Annotated in this window: 19 protein-coding genes; 11 read left to right on the top strand and 8 right to left on the bottom strand. The window is 65.3% G+C overall.

Annotated elements, in window-relative coordinates; all coding sequences use genetic code 11:
• Positions 1 to 77: 77 nt before the first annotated feature.
• A complete protein-coding gene (locus AB0B25_RS12260; RefSeq protein ID WP_357177447.1) occupies positions 78 to 1,007 on the bottom strand; it encodes an RNA polymerase sigma-70 factor in 930 nt (309 codons plus the stop codon).
• A gap of 439 nt (positions 1,008 to 1,446) precedes the next feature.
• On the opposite strand from AB0B25_RS12260, the gene AB0B25_RS12255 reads away from it, so the two are divergent.
• Positions 1,447 to 2,106: an HAD family hydrolase gene (locus tag AB0B25_RS12255; RefSeq protein ID WP_357177748.1), complete on the top strand. Its 660-nt coding sequence runs from the start codon at positions 1,447 to 1,449 to the stop codon at positions 2,104 to 2,106.
• Here AB0B25_RS12255 and AB0B25_RS12250 read toward each other — a convergent pair.
• Positions 2,103 to 2,804 (bottom strand): hypothetical protein, encoded by a 702-nt coding sequence (locus tag AB0B25_RS12250; protein WP_357177445.1) that lies wholly within the window; start codon positions 2,802 to 2,804, stop codon positions 2,103 to 2,105. The genes AB0B25_RS12255 and AB0B25_RS12250 overlap by 4 nt on opposite strands.
• Before the next feature lie 267 nt (positions 2,805 to 3,071).
• On the opposite strand from AB0B25_RS12250, the gene AB0B25_RS12245 reads away from it, so the two are divergent.
• On the top strand, positions 3,072 to 3,275 hold the full coding sequence (locus AB0B25_RS12245) for a hypothetical protein (protein ID WP_357177443.1): 204 nt from the start codon (positions 3,072 to 3,074) through the stop codon (positions 3,273 to 3,275).
• Between the two features lie 224 nt (positions 3,276 to 3,499).
• Here AB0B25_RS12245 and AB0B25_RS12240 read toward each other — a convergent pair whose 3' ends face one another.
• The 3 genes from AB0B25_RS12240 to AB0B25_RS12230 all read right to left on the bottom strand — a co-directional run bounded on the left by AB0B25_RS12240 (position 3,500) and on the right by AB0B25_RS12230 (position 5,541).
• Positions 3,500 to 4,438 carry a phosphatidylcholine/phosphatidylserine synthase gene (locus tag AB0B25_RS12240; protein WP_357177441.1) on the bottom strand — a complete coding sequence of 313 codons (939 nt, stop codon included), beginning with the start codon at positions 4,436 to 4,438 and terminating at the stop codon, positions 3,500 to 3,502.
• Positions 4,438 to 5,166, bottom strand: a complete 729-nt coding sequence (locus AB0B25_RS12235) for a phosphatidylserine decarboxylase (RefSeq protein WP_357177439.1) — start codon at positions 5,164 to 5,166, stop codon at positions 4,438 to 4,440. The genes AB0B25_RS12240 and AB0B25_RS12235 overlap by 1 nt, the downstream gene beginning before the upstream one ends.
• A gap of 102 nt (positions 5,167 to 5,268) precedes the next feature.
• Positions 5,269 to 5,541: a GlsB/YeaQ/YmgE family stress response membrane protein gene (locus AB0B25_RS12230; protein WP_357177437.1), complete on the bottom strand. Its 273-nt coding sequence runs from the start codon at positions 5,539 to 5,541 to the stop codon at positions 5,269 to 5,271.
• Positions 5,542 to 5,766: 225 nt separating this feature from the next.
• Here AB0B25_RS12230 and AB0B25_RS12225 point away from each other — a divergent pair, with 225 nt between their 5' ends.
• The gene (locus AB0B25_RS12225; protein WP_357177435.1) at positions 5,767 to 6,795 is read left to right on the top strand and encodes a beta-ketoacyl-ACP synthase III; all 1,029 of its coding nucleotides are present in this window, start codon (positions 5,767 to 5,769) and stop codon (positions 6,793 to 6,795) included.
• A gap of 112 nt (positions 6,796 to 6,907) precedes the next feature.
• On the opposite strand, the gene AB0B25_RS12220 is transcribed toward AB0B25_RS12225, so the two are convergent.
• Entirely contained in the window at positions 6,908 to 7,483 is a 576-nt protein-coding gene (locus AB0B25_RS12220; protein ID WP_357177433.1) for a hypothetical protein, read from the bottom strand.
• A 115-nt stretch (positions 7,484 to 7,598) separates the two neighbouring features.
• On the opposite strand from AB0B25_RS12220, the gene AB0B25_RS12215 reads away from it, so the two are divergent.
• A complete protein-coding gene (locus AB0B25_RS12215; protein WP_357177431.1) occupies positions 7,599 to 8,240 on the top strand; it encodes a TetR/AcrR family transcriptional regulator in 642 nt (213 codons plus the stop codon).
• Positions 8,241 to 8,348: 108 nt separating this feature from the next.
• On the opposite strand, the gene AB0B25_RS12210 is transcribed toward AB0B25_RS12215, so the two are convergent.
• Positions 8,349 to 8,804: an SRPBCC family protein gene (locus AB0B25_RS12210; RefSeq protein ID WP_357177745.1), complete on the bottom strand. Its 456-nt coding sequence runs from the start codon at positions 8,802 to 8,804 to the stop codon at positions 8,349 to 8,351.
• 232 nt (positions 8,805 to 9,036) lie between these two features.
• On the opposite strand from AB0B25_RS12210, the gene AB0B25_RS12205 reads away from it, so the two are divergent.
• The 7 genes from AB0B25_RS12205 to AB0B25_RS12175 all read left to right on the top strand — a co-directional run bounded on the left by AB0B25_RS12205 (position 9,037) and on the right by AB0B25_RS12175 (position 15,607).
• Positions 9,037 to 9,234 carry a hypothetical protein gene (locus AB0B25_RS12205; protein ID WP_357177429.1) on the top strand — a complete coding sequence of 66 codons (198 nt, stop codon included), beginning with the start codon at positions 9,037 to 9,039 and terminating at the stop codon, positions 9,232 to 9,234.
• Between the two features lie 53 nt (positions 9,235 to 9,287).
• Entirely contained in the window at positions 9,288 to 10,955 is a 1,668-nt protein-coding gene (locus tag AB0B25_RS12200) for an FAD-dependent oxidoreductase (protein ID WP_357177427.1), read from the top strand.
• Between the two features lie 14 nt (positions 10,956 to 10,969).
• Positions 10,970 to 12,463, top strand: a complete 1,494-nt coding sequence (locus AB0B25_RS12195) for an ATP-binding protein (protein ID WP_357177425.1) — start codon at positions 10,970 to 10,972, stop codon at positions 12,461 to 12,463.
• Positions 12,463 to 12,816 (top strand): UBP-type zinc finger domain-containing protein, encoded by a 354-nt coding sequence (locus tag AB0B25_RS12190; RefSeq protein WP_357177424.1) that lies wholly within the window; start codon positions 12,463 to 12,465, stop codon positions 12,814 to 12,816. Before AB0B25_RS12195 ends, AB0B25_RS12190 begins: the two co-directional genes overlap by 1 nt.
• A gap of 76 nt (positions 12,817 to 12,892) precedes the next feature.
• Positions 12,893 to 13,327 (top strand): hypothetical protein, encoded by a 435-nt coding sequence (locus tag AB0B25_RS12185; protein WP_357177422.1) that lies wholly within the window; start codon positions 12,893 to 12,895, stop codon positions 13,325 to 13,327.
• A 479-nt stretch (positions 13,328 to 13,806) separates the two neighbouring features.
• The gene (locus AB0B25_RS12180; protein ID WP_357177420.1) at positions 13,807 to 14,520 is read left to right on the top strand and encodes an SDR family oxidoreductase; all 714 of its coding nucleotides are present in this window, start codon (positions 13,807 to 13,809) and stop codon (positions 14,518 to 14,520) included.
• Positions 14,521 to 14,743: 223 nt separating this feature from the next.
• Positions 14,744 to 15,607: an alpha/beta fold hydrolase gene (locus AB0B25_RS12175; protein ID WP_357177418.1), complete on the top strand. Its 864-nt coding sequence runs from the start codon at positions 14,744 to 14,746 to the stop codon at positions 15,605 to 15,607.
• 95 nt (positions 15,608 to 15,702) lie between these two features.
• On the opposite strand, the gene AB0B25_RS12170 is transcribed toward AB0B25_RS12175, so the two are convergent.
• Positions 15,703 to 16,203 (bottom strand): hypothetical protein, encoded by a 501-nt coding sequence (locus AB0B25_RS12170; protein WP_357177416.1) that lies wholly within the window; start codon positions 16,201 to 16,203, stop codon positions 15,703 to 15,705.
• Positions 16,204 to 16,320: the final 117 nt, after the last annotated feature.

Here is a 16,320-nt window from a genome sequence, read left to right as displayed (position 1 = left end):
GGCTCCCTTTCGATCGGCCGACACCTTTCAGACCGGACAGGCCCCCGATTCCTGACACCCCGCGGCCGTGAACCACATCACAGCGAGCGGCGACTGCGATCCGGCAGTTCGCCGACCAGGCCGCCCGGCCCACTCGACCTGGTGAAATACGTCAGCTTCTCCGGATTGACGATCAACCGCAGCGCCGCGACCACACCGTCGGCAACGTCGATCCCGACGACGACCAGCGGCGCACCGTCCACCCGCGCGACTACCGCGGGCGCGCCATTGACTTCCTCGACCAGCAGCTCCAGCCCCGGCACCGTCCGGCGCAACAACCCCGCCAGATAGCGCGCCACCTGCTGCGCGCCGCGCACCGGTCGTCGGGCCGCGTTGGCAAGACCGCCGCCGTCGGCTGTCGCGCTCACATCGGCGGCCAGCAACTGCTCGAGCGACTCGATATCGCCATTGCGCGCCGCTTTCAGGAACCGTTCGATCAACTCCCTGGCATGCTCGGCCGGAATGCCGAAGCGGGTTCGGTCTTCGCGCACGTGCTGCCTGGCCCGACGGAAGATCTGCTGCGAGTTGGCTTCGGTCACGTCGAGCATGTCGGCGATCTCTCGGTGCGCGTATCCGAACGCCTCACGCAGCACGAAGACGGCCCGCTCGACCGGAGTCAGCCGTTCCAGCGCCGTGAGCAGCGCGAGCGAAACCAGTTCGCGCTCTTCGACAGTCTCCAGCGGACCGAGTTCACCATGCGCGGTCGGCACCGGCTCCGGCAACCAGGGCCCGAGGTAGCTCTCCCGCCTGGCCCGCGCCGAAACCAGCCAGGTACGGCAGAGATTCACCAGCGCGGTGGTCAACCATGCTTCGGCGGAGCGGATCTGGGCGCGGTCGGTGCCGTCCCAGCGTAAGTAGGTCTCCTGTACGGCGTCCTCGGCCTCGCTCACCGAGCCGAGCATCCGATAGGCGAGCGCGAACAACCGAGGTCGATGCTCTACGAATTCCCGCAGTCCGTCCGGTTCCATCGTCACCTTCTTCTGCGTCCGACCGCTGGATAAACCGTACCGCTCACACGCCGTCCGGATGGGCGGTCGAACTGAGGCCTACCATCAGCGAGAAATCGGAAGGTCACGATCCGCGGACCAGACTCTGGCCTTCGATCAGATCGTCCAGGCGAAACCGAGGCGCCATCCGTCAACCATAGGTTGACGATGCATACAAGGGATTGGTGAGCGACTTCTGCGTCGGCTTCTCCTCGCGCAACAGCCCGCCGTTGCGCTGAGGCTGAAACGCAAAGAATTCGCACCGAATTCCCTCCAGGCGGCAATCTCATACGTCGGCGCGACCAGCGTGCCGCTCCAGCGCTACATCACCGAGAACTTCACATCAGCGGCGCGATACGAACCGCCGCTCAGCCAAGTAGGGCAAGCACGAAGGCAGCGAGAAGACCAGCGCCGTTACCGTATGCCCCATGATCGGGGCAGTCGTATTCGATGTTGGGGAAACGCTCGTCGACGAGACGCGCGAGTACGGAACTTGGGCAGATTGGCTGGGGGTGCCGCGCCATACTTTTATATCGGTCTTCGGGGCAGTCATCGCTCGCGGCCAGGACTACCGGGAGGTCTTCCAGGTTTTCCGGCCCGGGTTCGATCTGGCCGAGGAACGAGAGCGCGAGCGAGAGCTGGTCAACCGGAAAGCTATTCCGAAAACGACCTGTATCCCGACGTCCGGTCGGCTCTGTCGAAGTTGCGCGCGATGGGGGTTTGGGTGGGGGTCGTGGGCAACCAGACTGTCAGGTCAGGACAGATTCTGCGCAGTCTCGACTTGCCCACCGATTTCATTGCCACCTCAGATGATTGGGGCGTGGAGAAGCCTTCACCCGCGTTTTTCTCGAAGGTGGTCGAGGTCGCGCCGTGCAGCGCTGCCGAGATCGTCTACGTGGGAGATCGGATCGACAACGACGTAGCACCAGCAAAGGCCGCCGGCATGCGGACCGCCTACATTCAGCGGGGCCCGTGGGGGTGGATCCTTCGCGACATGCCAGAAGTCGCGGAGCTATCCGATTGGAGGATCCGCGACCTCTCCGAACTTCCGGGAATTGTTGCTACGGAGAATGAATGCTAGGCAGACAGTGACCTGATCATTGTGTGCCAATTGTACAGGTGATCGTCGAGCGCTCTCATCTGCGGCAGCGAGTCCCACGCCCGCAGTGTTCGGCGCACATCCTTCACTCGATCCATCGCGGTGGCATACCACTGTTCGCCGAGCTGCTCGAGTGCTTGCTCGAGGTAGGCGCATGCCTGTTCAGGATCTCGTTCCAGCACGGCGGCGGCCGCAAGGTCAGCGAGGTAGACCGCACGCTGCTTGATCTCCTCCATCGGTAGCTCGGCCAGCGCGTGTTCCAGCGTCTCGCGTGCCGCGGCACCATTGCCTGCCGCGAGCAGGGTGTTGCCCTTGAATCCGGCAAGTCTCGTCGGCGAGAACCAATTCAGCCATGGCGGGCTGGGGGTCCCGTCGGCGTCGTGCTGCTCGTACATCTCCTCGGCATGGGCGATCAGTTCGAGTGCCCTGCGTGTGTTGCCGAAATGAGTTTCTACCTCGGCCTCGACCGCGTCGAGCCACGCCAGCATCTCCGTGCTGACGCTGCCGCGGCGGGCGAATGCGCGTGCGCCATGGAGTTTGTCGCGCGCGTCCTCGGCGCGCTTCGGGTCGCCCGAGAAAGCTGGCGCGAACGCCATATGCGCCAGTGTTGCGGCACCTAGCAGCTCGTCTTCGGCCTCTCCTGCGGCCTGGAGTGCAAGGGTGAAGCTTGGCTTTGCCATGTCAGGCTGCTGAAGGTCGAAGAACTCGAGCCTGCCAGCGAGGAGGCTGGACTCCGATACCGCCCGCGCCATCACCGACTTGGCAGCGGCAGGCATTTGCGGCAGTAGATCCCAACCGAGTGCTGCATGCTCAGCGACCAACCGTTGCAGCCTTGCAACTGGAACGACCAATACAAGCGCCGATATGTCGCCGTCGCCGACATGGGGACTGCATGCAGTACCTGTCGGCATCCGCTTACCGGGACGGCTGCGGGGATGGAGCAGACCATGGCTGACAACGAGCTGATAGGTATCCGGCACAGCTATATCGATGGTGAGTTGTCCATCATCGGCGCTGATGGATGGCCGCTGCCCCCCGAGGAAACGACCGAGCTGTTCCAGGCAGCCTCCGACGGCGAGTCTCTGGAGTTACTCGAGCGGGTGCTTGACGCTCTGCGCGTGTTGGCGAGGAAAGCCGATGGCGCTCAGTGAATCGCAACACGCACAATACCCGCGCATCATCCCCGCCGCCGACACGTACACCGTCGGCAGTTGGATGTTGGAGAAGCTGGAGAAGTAGAGCGCTTCCCTGCCTACGAGCCGCCACAAGGCGTACAGCCGCCTGCCTCAGACGGAAGACCGCCCCGGCTCATCAAGAGTCGGGGCGGTCGGTGTCACGCCGACCGCCACCACTGGCGAGGGCATCGCACCGACACCTAGGAGAGGCCCGCTCCTGGTGGCGGATTCCCACCTTCGCGCTCCTTGCCGCCCGGACGCCGCAACCGCAGCGGCGCTGTCGATCCGCGGATCACCGGACGCCGGATCGCCGGACGCGGAATCGCCGGCAGCCGTCGGCTCGCGCGGCGCTGGGCGCGCCGCTCCGCGGGCTTGTGTTGCCAGGTCTCGGGTCGAGCAGCCACCCACCGCTGGGAATACCAGGCGAACGGGATGTGCCCCAGATACAGCACGACCAACACCAGCAGCAACACAATCGGATAGGTCACCAGCGCCGCCGCAGCAAGCGCGACCAGCACGAGTAGCCCGGCCGCCGCCTGCGGCGCCACGGACACCGACTTCATGGCGAGCGTCGGAATCGTGCTGACGCACAACGCCGCGGCGAACACCGTCCACGCCGCGACCTCGTAGAAGCCGACCCACCAACCATCGCCGAACTGCACGAGCAGCGCCACCGGCACCATCGCGATCAGCGCACCGGCGGGCGCGGGCACGCCGACGAAGTAGTCCCGTGACCAGTCCGGCCGGGTGTCATCGTTCATCAGCGTGTTGAACCGGGCCAAGCGCAGGACGACACTGACCGCGAACAGCAGCGCGACAATCCACCCTGAACTGTTGTTCTCGTCGTTGAGCAACGTCACGTAGAGCACGAGCGCGGGGGCGACACCGAACGAGATGGCATCCGACAGCGAATCCAGTTCGGCGCCCATCTTGGTGGTGGCGTGCAGCATCCTCGCGAGTCGGCCATCGAGGGTGTCCAGCACGGCCGCGGCGCCGATCATCGCCAGAGCGAGGGCGAGTTTGCCGTCGAGGCCGAACTTCACCGCCGACAATCCGGAACACAACGCCAGGATCGTCACGATGCTCGGCAGCAGGCGGATCGTCCGGGTCCGCCGCCGAGTGGCTACCGCCGCTTCCATCACGACTCGGCGGTGCAGGCGAGCACGGCGAGCACGGTCTCGCCGCCGATGGTGCGCTGGCCGGGCTCGACGAGCAGTTCGGTGCCCGGCGGGAAATAGGTGTCGACCCGGGAACCGAAGCGGATCAGGCCGTAGGTGTCGCCGATCGTCAGCACGTCACCGACCTGGGCATCGCAGACTATCCGGCGCGCGAGCAAACCCGCGATCTGGACGACGACGAGTTGTCGACCATCCGCCGTTTCCAACACCATGCTGTTGCGCTCGTTCACCGCACTGGCCTCGGGCAGGTCCGCCGAGCGGAATTGACCCGGCTCGTGCAGCACCGTGCGCACGACACCGGAGACCGGCGTGCGCTGCACGTGCACATCCAGAACGGAGAGGAAGATGCTGACCCTGGGCAGCGGCTCGTCCCCGAGGCCCAACTCCGCAGGCGGAGCTGCGGTGTCGACCAGGGCGATCTCGCCATCGGCGGGGGCGACCACGGCGCCGGCCCGGTTCGGCGGCACCCGGTTCGGGTGCCGGAAGAACGTCGCACAGGCCGCCGCGGCCAGCAGTCCCGTCCGGCGCACCCACTTGCGCTTGCCGCCGACGACGGCCACCGCTAACGGTGCGGCGACGAACGGGAGCCCAGCGGGATGCAAAGGGGGTATCGCATTGCGAACAAGGTCGGCGACGTGGCCGATCTTGGTGCGTTCAGGCGTGCCGGGCGGGGTGGGACGGCGGGCCACAGGCTCCTCTTTCGTGCTCGATGCAGACGGATTGCGCCCCTCGATGATCGGACTGGCGCAAGCGTTCACACCTTACGGGAAGGGAGCCTGTGGCACCTGGCCTCAGGACCTGACTCTACTCCCAGTGACCAGCTTGACCAGGAACAACAGAATCACCGCGCCCGCTAGGCAGGTGAAGAAGCTGAACCAGAGGCCGCCGCCTTCGACGTCGACGCCGAGCACCTTCAGGAGGAACCCGCCGAGCAGGCCACCCACCACGCCGACAACGATGTTCAGGAGGATGCCTTGCTGGGCGTCCGTCTTCATGAACTTGCTGGCAATCCATCCGGCCAGACCGCCGATGATGATCCACCCGATAATCCCGAGTCCGAGCATGGTGTCCTCGAATCACTAGTTGGAGTCCACGCCGCGACGTGCAACGACGTGCTCCATCGATATACCCGGCGATTGTGAGAATACGCACGCCACATGAGCGACTTTCGGGCTAATATGAGGAAGCCTCATGTCTAACCGTTTCGCGGGCAGTGGCTGATGAGGGAATCGATTTCGATGCTTCGGGGACACCCCGGCGGCGCCGCCGCAGGTACATAGGAGACGCACATGGCTGCTCGCATCGCCCAGACCACCGGCGCAGAGCACACGGCGATCCTCGGGCTCGGCGTATACCGCCCTGCTCGAGTGGTCACCAATGACGAGGTGGCAGGCCCGATCGGCTCGAGTGACGAGTGGATCCGGACCAGGTCGGGAATCAAGACCAGACGGTTCGCCGACGAATCGGAGACGATCCAGAGCATGAGCGTCGCGGCTGCCCGCGACGCACTGGCGGCCGCGGGCATCGAGGCCGACCAAGTCGATTGCGTGATCGTTGCCACCTCGACACATCTCCTGCTGACGCCAGCCGCGGCCCCGCGGATCGCCACCGAACTCGGGATGAACGGCGCCGCCGCGTTCGACATCTCGGCGGGCTGTGCGGGCTTCTGCCACTCGCTCGCACTGGCCTCGGACCTGATCCGGGCCGGTACCGCGGGGCGTGTCCTGGTGATCGGGGTGGAGAAACTGACCAACACGGTCAACCCGGCCGACCGCTCCACCGCCTTCCTCTTCGCCGACGGGGCGGGCGCGGTCATCGTCGGCCCTTCCGACGAGCAGGGCATCGGCCCCACGGTCTGGGGTTCGGACGGCACCCAGCACCACGCCATCCGGCAGGACAAGGACTGGATGGAGTACTTCGCCGAGCTCGAGGAGAAGGGTCTCGACGCGGTGCGCCCCTACCTGACCATGGAGGGCACGGCGGTGTTCCGTTGGGCCGCGCACTCGTTGGAGAAGGTCTGCCGCGACGCGATCGACCGTGCCGGACTGTCCACCGACGACCTGAACGCGATGATTCCACACCAGGCGAACGGGCGGATCATCGAAATCATGGCCCGGGTGCTGAAACTGCCCAAGGACTGCGCGCTGGCCAACGACATCGAGGAAACAGGCAACACCTCGGCCGCCTCGATCCCGCTGGCCATGGAGGCGTTACTGCGTAAGGGCGAGTCGAAGCCGGGCGATCGGGCGCTGCTCATCGCATTCGGCGCGGGCCTGTCCTATGCGGCCCAGGTCGTGAGCTTGCCGAATTGGCAGTAGCGCTCGGTCGAGACGCCCGAATGCTCGGCACCTGCGTCGGTGCAGGCAAAGGCCCGATGAGTCGTCCTCGATCGAGGCGCCGCGCCGGGCAACTACGCTCGCGTTCAGCATGTCACTGCGCCTTGACTACCCGGTGCAAACGAATCGCCGAGATCAGAAAGAATATGCCGCCGACCGTCGCATACCCGACGACCTGTCCGAGCGAGGCATTGGGCCCGCTGGCCTGCAGAATGAAGCTTCCGCCCGCCAAGACCGAGATCCCACCGCTGAGGATCATCGCCCACTGACCGCCGAGCCGGTAGCGCAAGATCGCGACCAACAGCTGCACGATACCCGCGGTGATGGCCCAAACGCCCCACACCCGCAGTACGTTGGAAATGCCGGAGGCGAATACGGCGCCCAGTCCGGCAGCGGCGGCCAGGCTCAACACCATGTTGACGTACAGCGCCCCTCTGGGACCGTCAGTGCCCGAGACGCGGTAATCGATCACCGCCGCCGCCACGTCGAACAATGGATAGATCACCAACAAGGCAACCACACCGGCCGAGGGAAGCGCCGGAGCCGCCAGCGCGATGAAAACTGCCCAGACGGCGGCGAAACCGAAGCGGGCGTAGTACAGGTCGCGCAGCCCCGCGGCACTGCTGAAGGGATCGGCAATAGCGCCGGCACCGGTGGCATCGATGGACATCGGATCTCTCTTTCGACGATTCAGGTTGCTTGGCAACAGATAGCCCTAGGTGGATAGAACGATCGGTATCGTGAGATCTTATCGTGGACCGAACGTTCTATCCACTTGAGCGAGCATGCATATAACAGAGATACCGATCGTTCTATCCTCTACACTCGACCAGATGGGGCACACCACTCGGGGCCAGGTATCCGAAGCGCGGTCAAGGCTCCTCGCGACGGCCACCTGGCTCTTCTACTCAGAAGGTCTGCACGCTGTAGGGATCGACCGGATCATCGCAGAGGCGAAAGTCACCCGCGCCACGCTGTACCGACATTTTCCCGGCAAGGATGACCTTGTCGTCGCATATCTGCAGGGCGTACATGAGATGGATCGCGCAGGGGTCGAGAAAGCCGTCGCAGGCAACCCGTCGTCCCTTGATGCCCTGCGAGCCGTAGCCGAGTCGATCGTCGAGGGCATCCAGTCCGACCGCTTCCGCGGATGCGCCTTCCTCAACGCTGTAGCGGAGTACCCGGACCCCGGACACCCCGTGCATCAGGCCGTCCTCGCTCATCGTGAATGGTTCCTCAGCCTTGTCACGGACTTGTTCGCGCAGGCTGGTGACACGCGGCCAGAGTTCGCGGGCCGACACTTCGTGTTGCTGCGAGATGGTGCGATGACCTCGGGGTGCCTGTCAGGCTCGGCTGAGATCTGCGATTCATTCCTCCGGGGAGTGGACGGGATCCTGCAGTCCCACATCGACTCTGCGTCGAAATAGGTGCTACGGGCGGCAACGTGGACCGAAGGTCTGTGCATGTCGCCAGGTGTAGTGAGGGTCTTTCACTCGTCGCCCGCGAGGAACGGCACTCCGTGACCGTCCGAACATCTAGGCGTACGCCTCGACCGCGAGCTTGATGTTGTCGAGTGTCCGAGTCATGCCGCGCAGCAGTGCCTCCTCGAACGGCTGCTCGCCACCGAGCGCCGCGTCGATCGCCCGGCGGGAGACCCAGGTGGTGCCGTTCGGCATGTCGCGACGTTCGATCAGCCGGGTACCGGTCTCGGTGGGCTCCAGGAGGTAACTCCACACACTGCGGTTCTCGTTGATCCGGAAGGTGAAGGCCCGGCCCGGCTCGTAGCGAAGGATGCGCGCGGTGGTCGGCCAGTATTTCTTTCCGTCGCGGTTGAGATTGATCGTCCAGGTGCCTGCCCTGATCGAGCCGAGTGCCACCATACGCACGCACTGCGGGCTGAACTCCGGCATACGTGCGAGGTCGGACACCACCGCCCACACCCGCTCCGGCGACGCGGCGATATCGATGGTGACTTCGAGATTCTTCGGCAACGCTGCCTCCAGGGTTCCTGCGCCGGACCGACCGAAATCCATCCGAACACCTTCGACGAGTCCGCTCATTTAATCAGGGAGACAGTTGCCGCTTAATCGGAAAGACAGTTGCGCCACATTTCTACGCGATAGGTACCGATCGGTGTAATAGTCGGCGCACAATGACAGATAGATGAAGCATCAGGCACTGCCTCCTCCAACTTTCAGCGTCCCAATGTGAGGTGATCCGGCCGTGAAACTTCGCTCCTTGTTGCATCGTCGGCCCGCGGACCCGGTTCCGCTTCTTCCCGCTACCGAATCCGAAGACGGGCAAACGGCCCGCAGCACATCCTCTTCGCCCCGCAACCCCCGTACGGCTGCCCAAGAAGAACGACTGGAGCGACTGCTCACTCCGACCGAACTCGATCTCGTCATCCATCATCGGCTCTGAGCCGTGAGCGAACGACCACGACAGACCCGCGGGTCGAGGCTCATACTCGTCAGGTGACTTCACCCGCTGCTCCGAAACCGGCCATCCTGAGCGTCGACGACGATCCGGGGGTTTCCCGGGCGGTGGTGCGTGATCTGCGCCGCCGTTATGGGGCCGATTACCGGATTCTGCGTGCGGAATCAGGGCCCCAAGCGCTCGACGCGCTGCGAGAAATGAAATTGCGTGGTCAGCCGGTCGCGGTGCTGATCGCCGACTATCGGATGCCGGGCATGGACGGCATCGAGTTCCTGGAGCAGGCGATGGACCTGCACCCGTATGCCCGCCGCGTGCTGTTGACCGCCTATGCGGACACCAACGCCGCGATCAACGCGATCAACGTCGTCGATCTCGACCACTATCTGCTCAAGCCGTGGGACCCGCCGGAGGAGAAGCTGTACCCGGTGCTGGACGGCCTGCTCGACGCATGGCGTAGCAGCGAGCACCGGCCGGTGACCGAAACCAAGGTGATCGGCAACCGCTGGTCGCCGCGCTCCTCGGAGGTGCGCGAGTTCCTCGCCCGAAATCAGCTGCCCTACCGCTGGTACCTGGCCGACGAGCCCGAGGGGGCGCGACTGTTGGAGGCGGCGGGGGCCGATCCGGAGCGCTGTCCGGTGGTGATCACCGCGGCGGGCGAGGCGCTGGTACAGCCCACGGACAGCGAGCTGGCGGAAAACGTCGGCCTCACGGTCAATCCCGCGGGCGAGTTCTATGACCTGATCGTGGTCGGCGGCGGCCCCGCCGGCCTGGGCGCGGCGGTATACGGCGCGTCCGAGGGCCTGCGCACCGTGCTGGTCGAGCGGACCGCGACCGGCGGGCAGGCCGGCCAGAGTTCACGCATCGAGAACTACCTCGGTTTCCCCGACGGCCTGTCCGGCGCCCAGCTGGCCGACCGGGCGCGCAGGCAGGCCGCCAAATTCGGCGCCGAGGTGATCACCACCCGCGAAGTGGTCGGGCTGGAGGTGAACGGGTCCGCGCGCACGGTGCGGTTCGCCGACGGCGGCAAGCTGTGCGCGCACACCGTGATCATCGCGACCGGTGTCGACTACCGCCGCCACCCGGCATCCGGCGTCGACGACTTCACCGGGCGCGGGGTGTACTACGGCTCGGCGATGACCGAGGCATCCGAGTGCGCCGACCATGACGTCTACATCGTGGGCGGCGCGAACTCCGCCGGTCAGGCCGCGGTGTTTCTCTCACGCAACGCGCGTACCGTGAACTTGGTGGTTCGGGCCGCCTCGCTGGAGCAGTCCATGTCGCACTACCTGATCCAGCAGATCGAGCAGATTTCGAACATCCAGGTGCACACCGACACCGAGCTGATCGCCGCCGACGGCGGTGACCACCTGCAGCAGATCGTGCTCCGTGACAACCGGACCGGCGCCGAGGAGAAGGCCGACGCGGAGCGGCTGTTCGTGTTCATCGGCGCCGCGCCGCAGACCGACTGGCTCGACGGCGTGGTCATCCGCGACCGCGCGGGCTACGTGCTCGCGGGGCCTGACCTACTCGTCGAGGGCGCCCGTCCGGCGGGCTGGGAACTGCCCCGCCCACCGCATCATCTCGAAACGAGCGTGCCAGGCGTGTTCGTGGCAGGCGACGTGCACGCCGATTCCGCCAAGCGCGTTGCCTCCGCCGTCGGTGAGGGCGCGATGGCGGTCATGCTCGTGCACCGGTATCTCGCGTAATCAGGAGGCTGACCATGACTTCGAACCAGACCGCGGACCGCCGCAGCCGACTGGTGTGCGACCCGGCCGAGCTGCGCGCCCTGTTCCTGTTCGAGAAGCTGAACGACGAACAGTTGGAATGGCTGTGCGCCGACGGTCGGGTCGAGACCATCGAGCCCGGACTGGTCTTCCGCGAAGGCGACCCGGCCACCTGCTTCTACGTGCTGATGGACGGGGAATTGGTACTCACCAAGCAGTCCGGCGGCGCCGAGGTCGAACTGGTGCGCACTGCACACCACGGCGCCTATTCGGGCGCCTGGATGTCGTATATCGGTGACAAGGTCGAGCAGATCTACGACAACTCGATGTCGGTGACAAGGCCGTCGCGGTTCTTCGTGATCGACGCGGCGGTCTTCGCCACGATGATGCACCAGTGGTTTCCGATGGCGGTGCACCTGCTGGAAGGTCTGTTCTTCGGCAGCAGGAAGATCAACGCGCGGATCGGCGAGCGCGAGCGGCTGCTCGCACTCGGTTCGCTCTCGGCGGGCCTCACCCACGAACTGAACAATCCGGCGGCCGCCGCGGTACGCGCCACCGCGGGTCTGCGCGAGCGGGTCGCGGGCATGCGGCACAAGCTCGCCATGATGGCCGAGGGAAAGTTCGCTCCGGAGACCCTCGGCCCCCTGGTGCGCCTGCAGGAGGAGGCGGCCGCCCAGATCGCGAAAGCGCCGGAACTCACGCCGATGGAGGCGGCCGACCGCGAGGACCTGCTCGGCGACTGGCTGGAGGAGCACGGCATCCTCGACGGCTGGGACCTCGCGCCGAACTTCGTGCAGGCCGGCTTCGACACGGACTGGCTCGAACGAGTGGCCGCCACCTTGGACGATGCACCGGATCAGGTCTTCCAGGGCGCGATCCGATGGCTGAACTACACCATCGAGACCGAGCTGCTGATGAACGAGATCGGCGACTCGACGACGCGCATCTCCTCGCTGGTCGACGCCGCCAAGCAATACTCACAAATGGATCGGGCGCCGTTCCAGGTTGTCGACATCCACGAACTGCTCGACAGCACCTTGGTGATGCTCAGCCGCAAACTCGGCGACGGGGTGCGGGTGGTCAAGGACTACGACCGGAGTCTGCCCCTGGTCCCCTGCTACGCGGCCGAGCTGAACCAGGTGTGGACCAACCTGATCGATAACGCCGTGTACGCGATGAACGGTGCGGGCATCTTGACCGTAGCCACCCGGCACGAGAACGACTGCGCGGTGGTGGTGATCGGCGACACCGGGCCCGGTATCCCGCCGGACGCGCGGGGACGGATCTTCGAACCGTTCTTCACCACCAAGCCGATGGGCGAGGGCACGGGCCTAGGCCTGGACATCTCGTTCCGGATCGTGGTGAACAAGCACGGCGGCGACATCAGTGTGTCCTCCGAGCCGGGCGACACCAGGTTCACGGTCTGGTTGCCGCTGCACAAGCCCGAGGAGAATCAGGCCGAACCGGAATCGAATACGGGAGGGCAGTAATGACAGAGCAACTCGAGGGCATCGATCCCGGGATACCGCCCAGCGGTCCCGGTTGTCAGGAATGCGAAGCGAACCAGGGCTGGTGGTTCCACCTGCGCCGCTGCGCTCAGTGCGGGCACATCGGCTGCTGCGACAGCTCGCCCGAGCAGCACGCCACCAAACACGCGAAGGACACCGGCCATCCGTTCATCCAGAGTTTCGAGCCGGGTGAGGACTGGTTCTACAACTTCCAGACCGAGGAAATGTACGGCGGCGGACCGGCATTGACCCCGCCGCACAGTCACCCCGCCGACCAAGGCGTGCCCGGCCCGCGCGAACGCGTTCCCGCGGACTGGCAGGCACGCCTGCACTGAACCGAACTCCCACCCGGTACGCTGCACCGAACGCGCCGGAGGCTCCGGCACCACGATCCACCGGGGAAAGTACGGTATGAAGCGAACTTCCGTCATCGTCCTGGCCATCGGGACGGTGGGTTTCCTGCTGACAGGCTGCGGCGGGCAGGATGAGCCCGCCAACCCGAACGGAGCGCGCACGTCCTCGTCGTCGAGCACTACCGCCGCCGCGCGCACGACAAGCGCCACCACCACCGTGGCGCCGAGCGCCGAGGCGGAGGCGGAGCCAACCGCCACGACGAAGCAGAGCGATTCTTCGCTCGGTCCCGCGTCCAGCACCACCTGCGGCGAGTACAAGAAGCTCGACAGCGACGGCGAGAAGGCGCTGATCGAGCAGATCCTCGCCGAGAACCCGGGCAGTCCGTTCGAGGGCAGCCCGAACGTAGCCCTCGGCACGGCCAAACTGGTCTGCCTGTCGCCGAGTGTGGCGGACACCTCGGTCGCGGTGGCCGCCGGAATCGTCAAAAAGTAGCCGGGCGGGCGACGCCCCGGCCGCCGATGACACACGCCACCTCGGTCGGTCGGCCGATGATGCGCGACTGAACGACCTGGCGCCGCCGCTGCACTCCCGTGCTTCGGTTCCGATGGACCTCTCGCGCGGGTTGGGCCGGGAATGTCTCCGATAGCAAGCACCGCACAGTCGGCCGCTGCACGCGCGCTTCCTGTTGGCGCGTCGGCGTGCCGATGCTGGACCCGCGAAGCCGTCGGCTCGCGTCAATGAGCTGAACACGCGGCAGGGCATGCTATTGGGGAATCACGGATGCTTCCCGCTCTCCCGAACAGCTTCCACTTCAACCCCACAAGCAGACTTGACAATACTATAGCCAGGGTGGACGGTGGTGTCGAGCGCACGTAATACGACCTGAGGTGCAATATACGAACTGAGGTGCGATGACATTCTTCAGCATTGCCCTGATCAGCGCTGGACCTATTGTGCGAAAGGAGTAGATGATGCCCAGACGCAGAGTTCTGATCACGGGGGCATCGAAGGGCATCGGGCGTGCAGCCGCAGACCGCCTTGCCGCCAGTGGCCATGATCCGATCGGGGTGGCGCGGACGGCGCCGCCGGACTTCCCCGGGCAGTTTTACGAAGCCGACCTGAGCGATCGCGGCGCTACCGCCGAACTGCTCGACGATATCGTCGCGGGAAGCGGAGTCGATGCGGTGGTCAACAACGTCAGTTATCAACGGTTCAGTCATATCGGTTCGGTCGACCTGGACGACCTGTTCACCACCTACGACATGAATATCCGCGTTGCGGTGCAGGTGGTGCAGGCGGTGCTGCCCGGCATGATCGAGGCGGGACGAGGCCGCATCGTCAACCTGTCCAGTTTGGTGACGCAAGGCGTCGCCGAACGCACGCCATACGCCGCCGCGAAGGCGGCGCTGGAAGCGTGCACGCGCGTGTGGGCCGGCGAGCTTGCGTCACACGGCATTACGGTGAACGCCGTGGCGCCGGGCCCGATAGAGACCGAAACATACCGCGGATTCAGCCCGACCGGATCAGACCGCGAAACTCGCGCACTCGACATCATTCCACTGCATCGGGTCGGCACCCCCGCCGAGGCGGCTCATCTGATCTGCATGTTGCTGGACGAGGACGCCGGATACATCACGGGCCAGATTGTTCGCGTCGACGGCGGCGGCAGTATCAGCGCCGCCTGACGAACGCGGTGGTGAGCGAACGAAACACATCCGGACTCGCGATCGGCTTCGATGCGAATGACATCAGCTGACGGATATGGCTACCGCCGCAACCGTATCCATCGCCGGTCGGAGCGGTGAGATATCACCAGGATATTCATTCGATCATCGGTTACCGGACCGAATCTCGAGTAATGAGCGACCGCATCAAGGAACGAGCGACTGAATTCGAGGAGTGGTCCATATGGACTCAGCCACGCAAGTCGACGTCAATGGTAGACGAGCCAGAATATTTGCCCAGGGCGATCGGCATGAATCTCCAATCTTGTTGCTGCACGGCATCGGTCGTAGTCTCGAAGATTGGGCACCGCAATTTCCGCATTACCGACAGGCCGGGTACCGGCTCATCGCTCCCGACCTTCCCGGTTCCGGGTTTTCCGATCGCCTGCCGACAGCCACCACGCTGCGGGCACTCGCACAGGGCGTGATCGAAACTCTTGACGCGCTCGGTGAAGTCAGCCGCCTCCATGTGATGGGAAACTCCCTCGGCGGGGCGGTCGCGTTGCAACTACTGGCATTGCAACCCGATCGGGTGGCTACCTTGGTTCTGGCCGACTCCGCCGGATTCGGTTCCGAACTGCATCCGATGATGCGGTTGGTGGCCACACCAGTCATCGGCAGCGTAGCGGCGCGTTACACCGCCACGCGCGCAAGCGCCCGGATGACGGAACGACTGCTGTATGTCGACCAATCGTTCGCGACCGAAGCGCGGATAGAGCACGCCCTGAAGATCGCGCGGCACACCGACGCTGGTGTGATTCTGCACGAGACCGCTCAGATCTTGGGCACCAGCAGGGGCGTCAGACCCGAATGGCGAACGAAGTTGTTGGCCGAGGTGTCCAACCATCCGCGTCCGACGCTGATCGTCTGGGGCGATCGTGACCGCATTCTGCCGATGAGGCAGCTCGAGGCCGCTCACCGGCTACTACCCCACGCTCGAGTCCATCTCTTCGAGGGCATCGGCCACATGCCGCAAATAGAGGCCGAGGACGAATTCGCCGAGTTGACCCTCGACTTTCTTCGTTCGACCGCAACTGCGCAACGGTAGGTGGCTCGGGATGTTGTTTCGTGCGGTGGCCGTACCGGGCGGGTAGCGCGTAGTTCCACTACCCGCCGTCCGGCTCGCGGGTGTTCACCGCACGATCAGGGCAGTACCTGTGGCACCTCCGTCGGCACGATCGCACCGACGATGGCCCCGATGACAGCCCCACTGATCGCGCCGTAGGCGGCGCCGAGAGCGCCGAGCGGAATCGCTCCGACGATGAACAGCGGCAGACCCGAGATGGCGCCGCTGACGCCGCCGAGAACCGCCCCGATTCCCGCACCGACAGCCGCACCGTTGGCGACCGGGTCGGAGTTCTGCGCGTTCGGGTCGGTCGCGATGTCCGCCGGTACGCCCGCGGCGATCGGTTCGGCCCGATCAGCGGTCGCGGCGACGGCCTGGAACGTCACGGCCTGGAACGTCATGGCATCGCCCGACAGACTGCCGATGGACGTCGCCGGTATCGGTCCGGCCGGTAGCCGGTCGGCGCCGGACGACGCGTGCTGATCGGTGATCAACGGCTGCGCCTGCGCGGTTGCCGCCGCGATGCTGATGGCCGCAATCGGCAGCAGGACGGCAGCACTGAACTTTTTCGACTTCATGTCAGGTCCCCTCCAGCAATGGACCGTCCCCCTGTGGACCGGCCGCCCGCAGACTGTACAACGTCCGTTAGGCCCTTGGCGCAGAATGCTTCCCCCTCGCCGGAACCGCGCGCGGAT

Source organism: Nocardia sp. NPDC049190, assembly GCF_040648115.1.
Classification (GTDB): domain Bacteria; phylum Actinomycetota; class Actinomycetes; order Mycobacteriales; family Mycobacteriaceae; genus Nocardia.
Note: the sequence above shows the minus strand (reverse complement) of the source record. Positions and strands in the feature narration are given on the sequence as shown.

Bases quoted from the DNA above. Each gene is read 5' to 3' on its own strand.
- AB0B25_RS12260 (WP_357177447.1), bottom strand. From the start codon at position 1,007: ATGGAACCGGACGGACTGCGGGAATTCGTAGAGCATCGACCTCGGTTG.
- AB0B25_RS12255 (WP_357177748.1), top strand. From the start codon at position 1,447: ATGCCCCATGATCGGGGCAGTCGTATTCGATGTTGGGGAAACGCTCGT.
- AB0B25_RS12250 (WP_357177445.1), bottom strand. From the start codon at position 2,804: ATGGCAAAGCCAAGCTTCACCCTTGCACTCCAGGCCGCAGGAGAGGCC.
- AB0B25_RS12245 (WP_357177443.1), top strand. From the start codon at position 3,072: ATGGCTGACAACGAGCTGATAGGTATCCGGCACAGCTATATCGATGGT.
- AB0B25_RS12240 (WP_357177441.1), bottom strand. From the start codon at position 4,438: ATGGAAGCGGCGGTAGCCACTCGGCGGCGGACCCGGACGATCCGCCTG.
- AB0B25_RS12230 (WP_357177437.1), bottom strand. From the start codon at position 5,541: ATGCTCGGACTCGGGATTATCGGGTGGATCATCATCGGCGGTCTGGCC.
- AB0B25_RS12225 (WP_357177435.1), top strand. From the start codon at position 5,767: ATGGCTGCTCGCATCGCCCAGACCACCGGCGCAGAGCACACGGCGATC.
- AB0B25_RS12220 (WP_357177433.1), bottom strand. From the start codon at position 7,483: ATGTCCATCGATGCCACCGGTGCCGGCGCTATTGCCGATCCCTTCAGC.
- AB0B25_RS12215 (WP_357177431.1), top strand. From the start codon at position 7,599: ATGCATATAACAGAGATACCGATCGTTCTATCCTCTACACTCGACCAG.
- AB0B25_RS12195 (WP_357177425.1), top strand. From the start codon at position 10,970: ATGACTTCGAACCAGACCGCGGACCGCCGCAGCCGACTGGTGTGCGAC.
- AB0B25_RS12190 (WP_357177424.1), top strand. From the start codon at position 12,463: ATGACAGAGCAACTCGAGGGCATCGATCCCGGGATACCGCCCAGCGGT.
- AB0B25_RS12185 (WP_357177422.1), top strand. From the start codon at position 12,893: ATGAAGCGAACTTCCGTCATCGTCCTGGCCATCGGGACGGTGGGTTTC.
- AB0B25_RS12180 (WP_357177420.1), top strand. From the start codon at position 13,807: ATGCCCAGACGCAGAGTTCTGATCACGGGGGCATCGAAGGGCATCGGG.
- AB0B25_RS12175 (WP_357177418.1), top strand. From the start codon at position 14,744: ATGGACTCAGCCACGCAAGTCGACGTCAATGGTAGACGAGCCAGAATA.
- AB0B25_RS12170 (WP_357177416.1), bottom strand. From the start codon at position 16,203: ATGAAGTCGAAAAAGTTCAGTGCTGCCGTCCTGCTGCCGATTGCGGCC.